Source organism: Altererythrobacter rubellus (assembly GCF_030284385.1).
Lineage (GTDB): Bacteria > Pseudomonadota > Alphaproteobacteria > Sphingomonadales > Sphingomonadaceae > Erythrobacter > Erythrobacter rubellus.
The window spans coordinates 321,801-333,351 of the sequence record NZ_CP127221.1 but is presented as its reverse complement, the minus strand read 5'-3'; the positions used below and the strand labels follow the sequence as shown (position 1 = coordinate 333,351).

Sequence of the window (11,551 nt, the reverse complement as noted above, 5' to 3'; positions counted from 1 at the left end):
TGTCGGTTCGGCATTGGCTTGCTAAAGGAGCTGTCATGTTAATGAATTCCGGAAATGGCGAAGCCAAACTTCACTACGGTGCCAGCTCCTTTAGAGTGGTGCGCGGAGGCAATTTTGTGCGTTGCGCGGTCAGCGGCGAAGCAATCCAGCTCGAAGAGCTGCGGTATTGGAGCGCTGAGTATCAGGAAGCCTATGCGACCTGCGAAATCGCGACCAAGCGGTTGACCGCCGAACCATGAGGCCTGCCCTCGCCGGTGTTGGGCTGCTGGCGCTTGCGGCCTGCGAGAATGCGCCGCGCAACAATGCACCGAATCCACTGCTGCCGACCTTGGCTGTCGGATCGGCTGTTCCCAACGATAATGCCGAGATTTCGACTAGCCGCGACGCGATTGAACTCGCCGGGGAACTGACTCAAGGCGGCTGGGTCAAAGGTCTGGTGCCGCGTGGGACAGAATTGGCCACGCTTGGCGATACGCGGCTAAGCGTTGAAACGGATGGCCGTTTCTTTGCAGCATTTGATCGCGATGCGACCGGCCCGGCAATCCTTCGGGCCACGCTTGAAGACGGCCGCGTGATCGAACGCCAGATAGATGTGGCTCCGCGGGCGTGGAATATCGAGCATGTCAACGTTGCCAAGCGCAGCGGTGGCAGCAGCGAGGCGTGGTGGAAGAAGCGCGAGCCCGAATGGCTGGCAATCAAAGTTGCGCGCGAGAAAGTCACCGGCGCGACCGGCTGGCAGCAGGATTTTATCTGGCCGGTCAAGGGCCGTATCTCCGGGCGTTTCGGTTCGCAGCGCATCTATCACGGCGAACCGGGCAGCTATCATTCCGGCCTCGATATTGCTCCGGGCGCGGGCACGCCCTTCGTTGCACCTGCTGATGGGGTTGTGGTTCTGGCGGCGGACAATTTCTCGCTGGAAGGCAATCTGTTGATCATCGATCACGGGCACGGATTGAACAGCGCGTTTCTGCATGCCTCGCGGCTGATGGTGCGCGAAGGTGACCAAGTGACACAAGGCCAGCATATCGGAAATGTCGGCGCGTCAGGTCGCGCAACCGGCCCGCATCTGCATTGGAGTCTGAAATGGCACGATGCGCGGCTAGACCCACTGCTGTTTGTAGCCCCCGAGGCATAGCCCAAAGCCGGCAACAAAAAGCGCGCAGATTTCTCTGCGCGCCCTTTGACCAACTTGCGTCCCTTGCGGGACCAGTGGATTATGCAGCTTCTTTAGCTGCCTTCTTGAGCTCGCGCTTCACCTTGACGGCGCGCGCAGAAAGCTTCTCGTCCTTGGTCTTCAAGAGCCAGTTGTCCAAGCCGCCATTGTGCTCAACCGAACGCAGACCGTTGGTTGATACGCGGAACTTGAAGCTGCGGCCCAGCTTCTCGCTCAGCAGCGTAACGTTCTGCAGGTTTGGCAGGAACACCCGCTTGGTCTTGTTGTTAGCGTGGCTAACGTTGTTACCTACCTGGCGACCCTTGCCGGTCAGTTCGCAAATACGCGACATGATATCTCTCGTTCGTTTTCTATGGTTGGCCTTGGATGCGAATCGGCAGCCCATCAAAAATTTCGTCTGAAACCACTGGTTTCCAGCGAAGGCGGGCGCATAGCGGGGGCTTCCCGAATCGTCAAGCAAAGTTGCGGCCTGACGCGCATACGGCTAGCGCGCTTGATATGACCAAGTGGCCCATTCCTCAGCCAATGCAACTCGCGCTGGATGCCGCGCGTGTAGCCGGGGCGCGAGGCGAAGTGCCTATTGGCGCGGTGGTTATGAAGGGGGAAGAAGTGCTCAGCGTCGCTGCAAATCGCACGCGCACCCCGCCTGACCCGACTGGCCATGCAGAGATTGTTGCCTTGCGCGAAGCCGCGGTGAGGCTGGGCAGCGAACGGCTGATAGACTGCGATCTCTATGTCACGCTGGAGCCTTGCGCGATGTGTGCGGGTGCGATCGGCCATGCTCGCATTGGCAAGCTCTACTACGCTGCGAGCGATCCCAAAGGTGGAGCCGTGGAACACGGCGCGCGCGTGTTCGAACATCCGCAAGCGCTACATAGACCAGAGGTCTATTCGGGTATGGGCGAAACAGAAGCTGCTGAAATATTACGCGATTTCTTCAAGGCGCGGCGGTGATCGTCAGCCCTCTTGCCGCGCGATCAGCTGGGCCGAGGGCGTCATGCACATATTCTTGCGTGCCTCAGCCTGACTGATGACCCGCTGCGTGGGGCACCACTGCGGTCAGGTGCTGCATCCATCGGGCCACAAGCCGCGCACGATAAGGCCAAAGCGGCCATTGCGACCCGAACACTGCGTGCGCTGGCGCGCATCCGTCTTGCGCCCCTTGCAGAACTCGGGGCTCCAGCTCAGCGCGATTGTGTAGCCAGTGACGGAGACCGTGCGTGTTGGCCCATCCGTGCGCATCTGAGGCACGCTGACCCATTGCGGCATGCGGCATTGATAGGCCTGAGTGATTGTTTGTGTGGGCAGGCCGAGCAATGCAACGGCAAGCCAAAGTCACTTCTTCATAACGGCGTGAAATCGAGCCCGATATCGGCGGCAGGCGCACTTTGGGTTAGGCGGCCGACAGAAACATAGTTCACGCCCGTTGCCGCCTTGGCCTTGATTGTATCAAGATTGATCCCGCCGCTTGCCTCGGTTGGAACGCGGCCAGCAACCAGCGCTACTGCTTCGCGTAGTGTAGATGGCTCCATATTGTCGAGCAGAAGGCGGGTGGCGCCAGCTTCCAAAGCGGGCTCGATCTGGTCGATCCGATCAACTTCGCAGATGATCTCTTTCACGCCAGCTGCGACTGCGCGGCGCACCGCTTCGCCGACCTTGCCAGCGACCAGCACATGGTTGTCCTTGATCATGGCTGCATCCCACAGCCCCATGCGGTGGTTGCTGCCACCACCCATGCGCACCGCGTATTTCTCAAGGTAACGCAGGCCGGGGATTGTCTTGCGGGTATCCAGCAAAGTGCAATCGGGGTTGTCCATTGTGACCACATATTCGTGCACCATAGTGGCGATGCCGGACAAATGCTGCACAGTGTTGAGTGCGCTGCGCTCTGCAGTCAGCATGGCACGCGCATTACCGGAAAGGCGCATCAGATCGGTGCCGGGTTCAACCGCATCACCATCCTGCACCAACAGCTCGATCTCCATCCCGGGATCCAGTGCCAGGAAAAATGCCTCGGCAATCGGCAGGCCTGCAACGATGATTGCATCGCGGCTATCCATCACGCCGGAAAAGCGCGCGTCTGCCGGGATCACGCTTTCCGAAGTGACGTCGCGCCCGCCGTCAGGAAGGCCCTCGCCAAGGTCTTCGGCCAAAGTCTCGCGCACGAATGCGTCGAGATCAAAACCCTCGAGTTCAAACGCCATCAGTGAACGAAACGCGCCACGACGTCGCGATAGGAACGCGAGACTTTCACCTCGGCGCCGGATTCCAGCACCAGGAAGCATTCACCGTTCGTGTGCGGCTTCACCTGGCGCACTTGATCGAGATTGACGATCCAGCTGCGGTGCACGCGCTGGAAGGTGCGGGGATCCAGCCGGCGCTCAAGATCCTTCATCGTCTCGCGCAGGATCCGAGAATTCTCTGCGGTATAGATCACCATATAGTCGCCAGCCGCCTCGATCCGCTCGATTGTATCGACTTCAACGCGGAAAATGCGGCCCTGATCTTTCACATTGATCAGCTTCTCGAAGCGGTCGCTTGTTTCAGTCTCGCCTTCGTCCATGGCTTGCGCCTGATCCGGAGCCACCTGTGCGAGGACATTCTTGAGCTTGTCAGCTTCCTCGGCAGATTTTTTCTCGGCTAAACGCTGGCGCACGCGCTCAACCGTGTCCGCAAGCTTGTCGGGATCGACCGGCTTCATCAGATAGTTGACGGCATTGGCTTCGAATGCACGAATAGCATGCTCTTCATAGGCTGTGACAAACACGAACAATGGCGGCTCGATCTCCATCACACCCTTGACCACGCCGAAGCCGTCAAAGCCGGGCATTTGTATGTCCAGAAACACAAGATCGGGCTTCTCGGTCTTGATCCTGCGAATCGCCTCACGCCCGTTGGCGCAAGTTGCGATCACTTCGATGTCCGCGAATGGTTCCAGCCTCAGCCGGAGGCCTTGAATGGCAAGCTTCTCATCATCGACAAGCATTGTGCGAATAGTCATGCGTTGGATTCCAATGGGCGCCCGGGGGCAAAGGGCGCGGTGGTTGATTGCTGTGCCGGACTTGCCAGCTGTGCGGGGGCTGATTCTTGAGCGGTTTCGGCCGCCTCCTCTTCAGCGGTTTCAAACGGGATATCGATCGTGACAATAAATCCGCCACCTGAACCGGAGCTGGTCCGGAACTGGTGATTGTCGCCATAGGCCTGCATCAAGCGATTGCGGATGTTCGCCAGCCCAACCCCGGTGGACGTGGTTTGCTGGGCGTTTTGTTTTGCAAGCTCGAGCAGACTGCCTTGGCGCGGCCCATTCACGCCGGGCCCGGTGTCTGAGACTTCGATCTTGAGCCGCCCGTTACTTACCTTGGCAGTCAGATCGATCCGCGCGCCTTCTTCTTGCGGAGAGACGGCATATTTGACGGCGTTTTCTACCAATGGCTGCAGCAACATCGAAGGCAAAAGGGCGCCATTTGCTTCGTCATCGATTGTGAATTCCGTACGCAGCCTGTCTTCGAAGCGCATGCGTTCGATGTCGAGGTAGAGCTGTAAGGTTTCCATCTCTTGCGCCAGAGTCACAATGCTGCCCGGTTCCATGATCAACGTGTGCCGCAGAAATGCGGATAGGCGGGATAGCATCGCATTGGCAGGCTCGGTTTGTTTAAGAAGAACCAGTGTGCTGATCGAATTCAGTGTGTTGAACAGAAAGTGCGGATTAAGCTGGTAGCGCAGCATGGCTAGCTGCGCACTGGTGGCCTGCGCTTCCAGGCGCTCCAAACGGTCGGCTTGTTCTTCGACCGTCAAAAAATAGTTCATTGCGAAATAAAGCGCAGTCCAACCGCCCAGCAACGTTGCGGGAATGTAGACGAAGCCGATAAACCGCTGCGCAAATGTGCTTTCGACAATGCCTGCACTGTAAATGCCGTGCACCCATGTTTCCATCGAAGCGTAAAGCGCAACCCCCACAAGCAGCGCGATCATCGTCAAACCCCATGTGACGAAGGGCTGCTTGCTGATCAATTGCCGGTAGACCACGGACAGGATCAGACTGATCGAAAATCCGGTGATCGTGGTCACAATTATCACGGCTAAAAGATCGAGTGGTTGGCCGTTGGCAATTGCCGCGGCTGCGCGCAGCAAAAATGCGCCGCCCCAGCCTGCAAGCTGAAGGTTCCAGAACGCCTTGTTCTTATTGGCAAAGAACGGCGTGGGTTGGAAGGGTAGCACCGACATACCTCTCCCTCTTAGCCGATTTGATAGGCAAGGTGCCATTTGTTTTGCCGCTTGCCGTCGCGCGCGCTACACTGCTGGACGGCAAGGAGAGGAATCATGGCAACTGTTGAGCATCCGGACGCAGCCAGTCACGAGCGCGCCAAATTCAGCGAGATGAAGCAAGGTACAACTGAAGACTGGGCGATTATCGGCGGTGAGTATCGCAAATTCGCGAAGGGCGTGGCCGATCGTGTGCTCGATCATCTGAAACTGCTCAAAGGTGATTTTGGCGGATTTCCGATCTGCCGGCTGGAGCATTCCTTGCAGACCGCGACGCGCGCGCATCGTGACGGGCGGGATGAGCGCTACGTTGTAATGGCATTGCTGCATGACATTGGCGATACACTCGGCACCTATAACCATCCTGATGTTGCCGCAGCGATTCTGAAACCGTTCGTTTCCGAGCGGGACCACTGGATTTGCGAAAAGCACGGTGCGTTCCAGGGCTATTTCTATTTCCACCACGTCGGCATGGATCAGAATATCCGTGAGCAATATCGCGGGAATCCGCATTTTGAAGCATGCGCAGAGTTTTGCGAGAAGTACGATCAGGCAGCGTTTGACGCGAATTATGAAAGCGCGCCGCTGGACTTCTTTGAACCAATGGTCCGCCGGGTCATGGAGAGGCCGATCAACTCTATGTACGCCAAGGTGATCGACGATTGAGTGCAGTTTGGCCGGGATTGCGCGCTGAGCGAGGAGCTTGTCCTGCTCGTTAAAGCGTCGTGATCTCGCGTGTGAAATGCCTGCGCCAGTCGACACCCTCTTCTTGCTGCAACCCCTCAATTAGCGCGCGTTCTGCTTCGATGAACTCGACCCGCTCATCCCAGCCATCATGCGTGCGTTTGCGGAAGATGCCGCCGTCGTGGATCGGCCCCCAACGCTTCATGAAACGCGTTGCAGCAGCGGGATCATAGCCTGCATTGGCTAGCAACCACGGCATCAAACGGTCAGCTTCGCGTTCTGTCAGCCGGACATTGCTGCGGCTTCTGCCGTTTGCGTCCAGCCAATCGCGATGGTGCAAAACGTTGTGCGCCAATTCATGCGCTATGGCCGCTGCCAACTCTTCTTCGGGATAGGCGAAACCGGGGAAATGATACCCCAGGATCACGCGGCTTCCCTCGGCCATTGCGCCCTTGTTTTCGCCGCTCAACTCGAACCGGGACGCACAGGCGAGCACAGGTTCAAGCGTAACATCTTTGCCCTCAGCAAGCGTCAGAGTGACTGATCCATCTTCCTTAACGCGCTGATCAATCCAATCGTGCATCCGCTTGGTCCGCTGCCAATCGCTTCTAGCCTCGCTTAGCCATGTATGCGGATCAACCCCGGCGATAGCTGTGACATGCTGATTGGCCGTGAGACCTGCTTGCGCAGACGGCGAGCCTGCAGCTGCCGTCAGAACCGCGATATCGCCGCTGATGCCGAGCAGCTCCCGCACTGCGTCAGGCCGTCCATAACTGGCCATATCGTGCAACTGCAGGCCGATTGATGGTATTGAATTGGCGCAAAATTTCGCATTACCCGAAACCAGCTTCCAGCCAATATCTTGCAGCTTTTGATCCTGCTCGAGCCTTTGCTGGAAAACGGATTGGGCGGCGCGCCTTTGCGGGCCATCGTCGGCATCATCGGCAATGGCGGGCTGCGGAAGAAATACGCAGGCGAAGACTGTTAATCCAAGGCAAGTGCGCGAAACCAATGCTTATGTACCTGCGTTATCGACCGCATCTTTGAGCGCGGCATAGCCAACTGCGCCTTCGAAAGCCGAGCTGCTGGTGACCCAGCTGGGCGTACCGCCAAAGCCAAGCTGCGCAGCGAGCGCATTGTTCTTGGCAATCTCGGTTGAAATATCTTCGCCGGCCATGTCCACGCGCGCCCGCTCGATATCCATTCCGGCTTGAGTGGCAGCTTGTTCGACGCTTTCCGGTGTCGCCGGCGCTAGCTCGAACATGGCGTCGTGGAATTCTGCAAATTTGCCTTGCTTGGCTGCCGCCAGACCCATTCGCGAAGCGACCTCGCTGCCACGGAAAATTGGCCATTCGCGGATGACAACTTTTAGCTCGGGATCTTCGGCAATCAGTCGGTCAATGTCAGGCCGGCTGGCGCCGCAGAACCCGCAATTGTAGTCTGTGAATTTGACCAGAACCTTTGACCCCTCCGGGTTTCCAAGCACCGCTCCGGGGAAGTTGCCCATCACCTGTTCAGCGATGCCGGCCAAGCGTCGCTCTGCCTCCTGCCGCTGATATGCCTCCGCCATCTGCGGGAGAATCTCCGGGTTCGAAAGCAGGTATTCCTTGGTTCGCTCATCACCCAGGCCAGTGGCATTGAAGGCCGCCGATCCGGCAAAGCCGAATATCAATGCGATCGCCGCGGTGATCAAAAAAGATGAAGTTCGCGATTCCATTTTCATTTCCCGAAATTGAGCCCTTGGCCTGGCGACTTATCGATCCCGAAGTCGCTCAAGCTCGGCCCTGGCTTGCAGCGAAATGTCTTGCGCTCGAATCCAGTCTGGCGTTCCGGGCTCAAGCCCGGCTTCTGCTGCTTGCGCGCTTCGCAGCGCTTCCGGATAGTTGCGGCGCATGACTTGTTGCTCTGCACTTGCAAGGCGCGCGCGCGGCATATCTCCTCGCGCCGCATAAACTACGCCCAATTGATACCAAGCGAATGGATTAAACCGATCACGCGCTACGGCTGCGCGCAGCACGCGTTCGGCTTCGTTGAAGTTCTCCTGATTCTCGGTCGCGATCAACGCGTGCCCGAACATCGAGGCAATGAGCGGCTCGTTGCGGCTGAGACTGGTCGCGCTACGCAGATAGGTCAGCGCTTCATCTGGCTTGCCGGATTCAAGCAGGACCTGCCCTTTCAGTTCATAGAAATATGGGTTCTGGGGATCACTCTCCAGCAGAGCATTGGTTTCCGCGAGCGCTTTGTCGACGAACGCGCTCTTGTGATAGGCATAGGCGCGAGCATAGCGCGCAGGCACGCTGGTATCGTATTCGGGGAACGATCGCAGTGTTCGCTCTGGCGTCGAAAGATAGCCATATAGCTTTGCCTTGACCCGCATGAAACGCTGCTGAATTTCCTCGTCGTCGGGCGCGTCCCACGCCGGATCACGCTGATAAACCTCGCGCAGGCGAGCGATACGATCGCCGGACAAAGGGTGAGTGCGGGTGAAAGCGGCCTCATCGTCCTGACGTCGATAGTAACGAAATTCCTGATTAAGCAGCTTGCCAAAGAATGCGAGCGACCCGCGCCCTGAAAGGCCTGCGTCTGACAGATATTGCGCACCAGCAGCGTCTGCGGATGCTTCTTGCACACGGTTGAAGGCCAGAAACTTGCCCAGTGCCGCGCGTTGACCCGCTTGCATGATGCCGATGCCGGCTTCTCCGGCGCCCGCTAATGCCGCACCAACGCCCAGCAACAGGCTCAGGATCGAGATATTCCCGGCCGCCGACATGCCTTCTTCAAAACGGTTGATGTGGCCGCCGGTAATATGGCCCAGCTCGTGCGCAATCACGCCTTGCACTTCATTGGCGGTATCAGCCGCATTGATTAGCCCGGTATGTATGTAGACGGCTTGGCCGCCTGCTACGAAAGCGTTGATCGACGGGTCATTGATCAGGACAATATCGACATTGCCCGGTGCAAGCCCGGCCGCGTCAACCAGCGGCGCAGCCATGTCATTAAGCAACGCCTCTGTTTCGGCATCGCGCAGGACGGATTGCGCCGAAACCGGCTGAATTGCCCAGGTAAGCGCGGCGATGAGGGCCGCAAAATGGCAGAATAAACGCATCGTGCCGTGCTAACGCATTTCGTCCTGAACTGGAACTGAAGCGTGTGCATCGCGGGCAAATTCTACAAACGCGCGAAAAACCTCGGAATTGCCCCTCCATGGGCTCGCCAGCGCCAATAGCGGCTGGTTGTGATCGGCATCTTTGAGGTAGAGCGTTTCGACCTTGGCCCCTGCGTTCTCCAAACGCTTTGCCAGTTCGCGCGAATTGCGCGGTTTGACGAGCGTGTCTGCCTCGCCGTGGACTAACAGCTTTGGTGGCGCGTCATCGCGCACATGCGTGACCGGCTGCGTGACTTCGCCTTGCGCGACATGGCCGAATGATGCCCGGGTGGAATCGCTATCGAACGGATAGAAGTCATAGGGGCCGGCAAGGCCTACAACCCCTGCGATCTGTTCTGCGCTCCCGCCTGCCTCGGCCAGCCAGCGCGCCTCCAGTGCTGTCATGGCGACGTTATACGCGCCCGCCGAATGACCAGAGATGATAATGCGTGAGGGGTCACCGCCGTGTTTGGCGATATTGGCCTGTGTCCAGGCAATCGCGGCCGCTGTGTCCTCGATCATAGCCGGATAGACCGCTTCGGGATGCAGGCGATAGGCGGCCAGCACAACCACAAAACCTTCGGGTGCGAATGCACGCCCGATAAAGCCGTAGTTTTCAGGGTCGCCTTTGTTCCAGCTGCCTCCATGCACGAAAACGATGACGGGCAAAGGCTCGGCCACTGGATCCTTGGGCGTGTAAACCGATAGATACTGTTTGTCGCTTGGTCCATAGCTCACGCGCTCGGCCAGAACCGCCCCGCGGGCGCCGCCGGTAATCCGGTCAACCGCATCGAGTACGGCCGGGCCATTGCGCCATATCGCAATCTGCAGCGCCAAGCCTGCCGCAATCAGCAACGCTATCGAAACACCAAGAAATGTCAGCAATTTGGGCCGCCTTCGCACGCGCACATCATTGTTCATGCGCGCGCTCTAACGCGCTCTACCTAGTTAGGCCAGCGAGATTTGATCTGATCGGGCGCGATCCAGGCTTCGCAGCTTCTTGGCCAGCGAACTGCGAAATTCAATGTAAGGCTCGACATCTTTGCCGGCCTTGCTAGCCCGCGGCCATCATGGCGGAGTGACGCCACATCGGGTCAGAGCATGTAGCGCATGCGAATTGTTAGCGCAGCGTCGGTGCCGTCAAAATCGAACACTGCATCGTCAAAGCTGGGTGGGCCCATGCGCACCCTTGCATCGCGAGAGAAGCCGAACCCTTCTTTCGGCATCATGCCCAGTGTACGATCAGCTTTGCCGTTGTCGTTCTCGTCATGCAGCAGAGCGATCGCATATGCGCCGGCTTCTACACCGGTAAAGGTCAGGGGCACACTTTCACCGGCATCGACAACCTTGCGCATCGCAGCCGGATCCTTGCGGCAGTTGGGAAAGGTGTTGCGGTCCTTTGTGATGCATGCACGCACTACGCCTTCGGATGAGCGCATATTGGTGATGCTGACGGTTATGTCGCCTTTGGGCGGGGCACTCATCCCGCTTAGCGCAATCGCGCTAGCGGCCAGAAGCAATGCCTGGGCAGCGTCTCGGCTCATGCGAACTTTTGAGTCAGTCCGCGGTCTGTGCCGCACAACTTGTCCCAAAACCGGAAATAAAGGCCGTAATTGCATCGATACTCTTCATGATGACGTTCGTGATGACTGGCAGTTATCACCCAATTGCCAAACCTAGAGTGAACAAACCAGCGCGGAAACATTTCCCACCCCATGTGATTGGTAACACCCATCACTGTCATGATCGCCAGAACAAGTCCAAGCATGCCCATATGGATAGGCACCAGAAAGATCAGCGTTGGAATAACGACGGCACCAGTGACCGCTTCGATCGGGTGGAAGCTCATGGCAGTCCATGCGGTTGGCGGCCGGCTGTCATGATGTACAGAATGCGCCAGTCGGAACAGCGGCGGCCAATGCATTGCGCGATGCGTCCAGTAGAACCACGTGTCGTGTACAAACAGACAAATCATTGCCGAGAGGGGCAGATACCACAAGGGGTACTCGAGCGGATCGAGATACATTTGCGTCCAGCCCAAGTGGCGCCAACTCCAGAAGGCCAGCCCGGCTGGTATTCCATAAATTGCAGCTGATGCCAGCGACCATCTGATCTCGCGGAGGATCTGAGGCTCTAGTCCGTCATACTGGCCGGGGCGAAGCCTGGGCGTCAGCCATGCAAATAAACCGCTGCTTGCCAGATAGCGAAGCGCAACGATCAATGTCATCGACGTGGCGGCAAACAGCAAACCCCAAAGCATGCGGGCATCGTAGCCGCGCAGAGAG

16 protein-coding genes are annotated in these 11,551 nt (G+C 58.1%); 5 read left to right on the top strand and 11 right to left on the bottom strand.

What is annotated here, in order from left to right; genetic code table 11:
* Positions 1-35: 35 nt before the first annotated feature.
* Positions 36-239: a DUF2093 domain-containing protein gene (locus QQX03_RS01550; RefSeq protein ID WP_285976127.1), complete on the top strand. Its 204-nt coding sequence runs from the start codon at positions 36-38 to the stop codon at positions 237-239.
* Positions 236-1,135, top strand: coding sequence for a M23 family metallopeptidase (locus QQX03_RS01545; protein ID WP_285976126.1), 900 nt, complete (start codon positions 236-238; stop codon positions 1,133-1,135). Before QQX03_RS01550 ends, QQX03_RS01545 begins: the two co-directional genes overlap by 4 nt.
* Before the next feature lie 79 nt (positions 1,136-1,214).
* Here the strand turns inward: QQX03_RS01545 and rpmB are convergent, their stop codons facing one another.
* A complete protein-coding gene (gene rpmB, locus QQX03_RS01540; RefSeq protein ID WP_118055345.1) occupies positions 1,215-1,505 on the bottom strand; it encodes a 50S ribosomal protein L28 in 291 nt (96 codons plus the stop codon).
* Between the two features lie 167 nt (positions 1,506-1,672).
* Between rpmB and QQX03_RS01535 the strand changes: the two genes are divergently transcribed.
* The gene (locus tag QQX03_RS01535) at positions 1,673-2,128 is read left to right on the top strand and encodes a nucleoside deaminase (protein ID WP_285976125.1); all 456 of its coding nucleotides are present in this window, start codon (positions 1,673-1,675) and stop codon (positions 2,126-2,128) included.
* A 105-nt stretch (positions 2,129-2,233) separates the two neighbouring features.
* Here the strand turns inward: QQX03_RS01535 and QQX03_RS01530 are convergent, their stop codons facing one another.
* The 4 genes from QQX03_RS01530 to QQX03_RS01515 all read right to left on the bottom strand — a co-directional run bounded on the left by QQX03_RS01530 (position 2,234) and on the right by QQX03_RS01515 (position 5,398).
* Positions 2,234-2,443 (bottom strand): T2 family ribonuclease, encoded by a 210-nt coding sequence (locus QQX03_RS01530; protein ID WP_285976124.1) that lies wholly within the window; start codon positions 2,441-2,443, stop codon positions 2,234-2,236.
* Positions 2,444-2,517: 74 nt separating this feature from the next.
* Complete coding sequence (gene nadC / locus QQX03_RS01525) at positions 2,518-3,378, bottom strand: carboxylating nicotinate-nucleotide diphosphorylase (RefSeq protein WP_285976123.1); 861 nt, start codon at positions 3,376-3,378, stop codon at positions 2,518-2,520.
* On the bottom strand, positions 3,378-4,175 hold the full coding sequence (locus QQX03_RS01520; RefSeq protein ID WP_285976122.1) for a LytR/AlgR family response regulator transcription factor: 798 nt from the start codon (positions 4,173-4,175) through the stop codon (positions 3,378-3,380). Before QQX03_RS01520 ends, nadC begins: the two co-directional genes overlap by 1 nt.
* The gene (locus QQX03_RS01515; protein ID WP_285976121.1) at positions 4,172-5,398 is read right to left on the bottom strand and encodes a sensor histidine kinase; all 1,227 of its coding nucleotides are present in this window, start codon (positions 5,396-5,398) and stop codon (positions 4,172-4,174) included. Before QQX03_RS01515 ends, QQX03_RS01520 begins: the two co-directional genes overlap by 4 nt.
* A gap of 96 nt (positions 5,399-5,494) precedes the next feature.
* On the opposite strand from QQX03_RS01515, the gene QQX03_RS01510 reads away from it, so the two are divergent.
* Complete coding sequence (locus tag QQX03_RS01510) at positions 5,495-6,103, top strand: HD domain-containing protein (protein ID WP_285976120.1); 609 nt, start codon at positions 5,495-5,497, stop codon at positions 6,101-6,103.
* A 49-nt stretch (positions 6,104-6,152) separates the two neighbouring features.
* On the opposite strand, the gene QQX03_RS01505 is transcribed toward QQX03_RS01510, so the two are convergent.
* The gene (locus QQX03_RS01505; RefSeq protein ID WP_285976119.1) at positions 6,153-6,902 is read right to left on the bottom strand and encodes a M48 family metalloprotease; all 750 of its coding nucleotides are present in this window, start codon (positions 6,900-6,902) and stop codon (positions 6,153-6,155) included.
* Between the two features lie 81 nt (positions 6,903-6,983).
* On the opposite strand from QQX03_RS01505, the gene QQX03_RS01500 reads away from it, so the two are divergent.
* Complete coding sequence (locus QQX03_RS01500) at positions 6,984-7,109, top strand: hypothetical protein (protein WP_285976118.1); 126 nt, start codon at positions 6,984-6,986, stop codon at positions 7,107-7,109.
* Positions 7,110-7,136: 27 nt separating this feature from the next.
* Here QQX03_RS01500 and QQX03_RS01495 read toward each other — a convergent pair whose 3' ends face one another.
* From QQX03_RS01495 to QQX03_RS01475, 5 genes are all read right to left on the bottom strand, one after another.
* A complete protein-coding gene (locus tag QQX03_RS01495; RefSeq protein ID WP_285976117.1) occupies positions 7,137-7,844 on the bottom strand; it encodes a DsbA family protein in 708 nt (235 codons plus the stop codon).
* Positions 7,845-7,874: 30 nt separating this feature from the next.
* Positions 7,875-9,227 (bottom strand): M48 family metalloprotease, encoded by a 1,353-nt coding sequence (locus tag QQX03_RS01490; RefSeq protein WP_285976116.1) that lies wholly within the window; start codon positions 9,225-9,227, stop codon positions 7,875-7,877.
* Between the two features lie 9 nt (positions 9,228-9,236).
* Entirely contained in the window at positions 9,237-10,187 is a 951-nt protein-coding gene (locus tag QQX03_RS01485) for an alpha/beta hydrolase (protein WP_285976115.1), read from the bottom strand.
* A gap of 173 nt (positions 10,188-10,360) precedes the next feature.
* On the bottom strand, positions 10,361-10,810 hold the full coding sequence (locus QQX03_RS01480; RefSeq protein ID WP_285976114.1) for a DUF2141 domain-containing protein: 450 nt from the start codon (positions 10,808-10,810) through the stop codon (positions 10,361-10,363).
* The gene (locus QQX03_RS01475) at positions 10,807-11,493 is read right to left on the bottom strand and encodes a sterol desaturase family protein (protein WP_285976113.1); all 687 of its coding nucleotides are present in this window, start codon (positions 11,491-11,493) and stop codon (positions 10,807-10,809) included. The genes QQX03_RS01480 and QQX03_RS01475 overlap by 4 nt, the downstream gene beginning before the upstream one ends.
* Positions 11,494-11,551 lie beyond the last annotated feature (58 nt).

What these genes read in the sequence shown, in the direction of transcription:
- QQX03_RS01550 (WP_285976127.1), top strand. Translation starts at nt 36, where the DNA reads ATGTTAATGAATTCCGGAAATGGCGAAGCCAAACTTCACTACGGTGCC.
- QQX03_RS01545 (WP_285976126.1), top strand. Translation starts at nt 236, where the DNA reads ATGAGGCCTGCCCTCGCCGGTGTTGGGCTGCTGGCGCTTGCGGCCTGC.
- rpmB (WP_118055345.1), bottom strand. Translation starts at nt 1,505, where the DNA reads ATGTCGCGTATTTGCGAACTGACCGGCAAGGGTCGCCAGGTAGGTAAC.
- QQX03_RS01535 (WP_285976125.1), top strand. Translation starts at nt 1,673, where the DNA reads ATGACCAAGTGGCCCATTCCTCAGCCAATGCAACTCGCGCTGGATGCC.
- QQX03_RS01530 (WP_285976124.1), bottom strand. Translation starts at nt 2,443, where the DNA reads ATGCCGCAATGGGTCAGCGTGCCTCAGATGCGCACGGATGGGCCAACA.
- nadC (WP_285976123.1), bottom strand. Translation starts at nt 3,378, where the DNA reads ATGGCGTTTGAACTCGAGGGTTTTGATCTCGACGCATTCGTGCGCGAG.
- QQX03_RS01520 (WP_285976122.1), bottom strand. Translation starts at nt 4,175, where the DNA reads ATGACTATTCGCACAATGCTTGTCGATGATGAGAAGCTTGCCATTCAA.
- QQX03_RS01515 (WP_285976121.1), bottom strand. Translation starts at nt 5,398, where the DNA reads ATGTCGGTGCTACCCTTCCAACCCACGCCGTTCTTTGCCAATAAGAAC.
- QQX03_RS01510 (WP_285976120.1), top strand. Translation starts at nt 5,495, where the DNA reads ATGGCAACTGTTGAGCATCCGGACGCAGCCAGTCACGAGCGCGCCAAA.
- QQX03_RS01505 (WP_285976119.1), bottom strand. Translation starts at nt 6,902, where the DNA reads ATGGCCAGTTATGGACGGCCTGACGCAGTGCGGGAGCTGCTCGGCATC.
- QQX03_RS01495 (WP_285976117.1), bottom strand. Translation starts at nt 7,844, where the DNA reads ATGAAAATGGAATCGCGAACTTCATCTTTTTTGATCACCGCGGCGATC.
- QQX03_RS01490 (WP_285976116.1), bottom strand. Translation starts at nt 9,227, where the DNA reads ATGCGTTTATTCTGCCATTTTGCGGCCCTCATCGCCGCGCTTACCTGG.
- QQX03_RS01485 (WP_285976115.1), bottom strand. Translation starts at nt 10,187, where the DNA reads ATGAACAATGATGTGCGCGTGCGAAGGCGGCCCAAATTGCTGACATTT.
- QQX03_RS01480 (WP_285976114.1), bottom strand. Translation starts at nt 10,810, where the DNA reads ATGAGCCGAGACGCTGCCCAGGCATTGCTTCTGGCCGCTAGCGCGATT.
- QQX03_RS01475 (WP_285976113.1), bottom strand. Translation starts at nt 11,493, where the DNA reads ATGACATTGATCGTTGCGCTTCGCTATCTGGCAAGCAGCGGTTTATTT.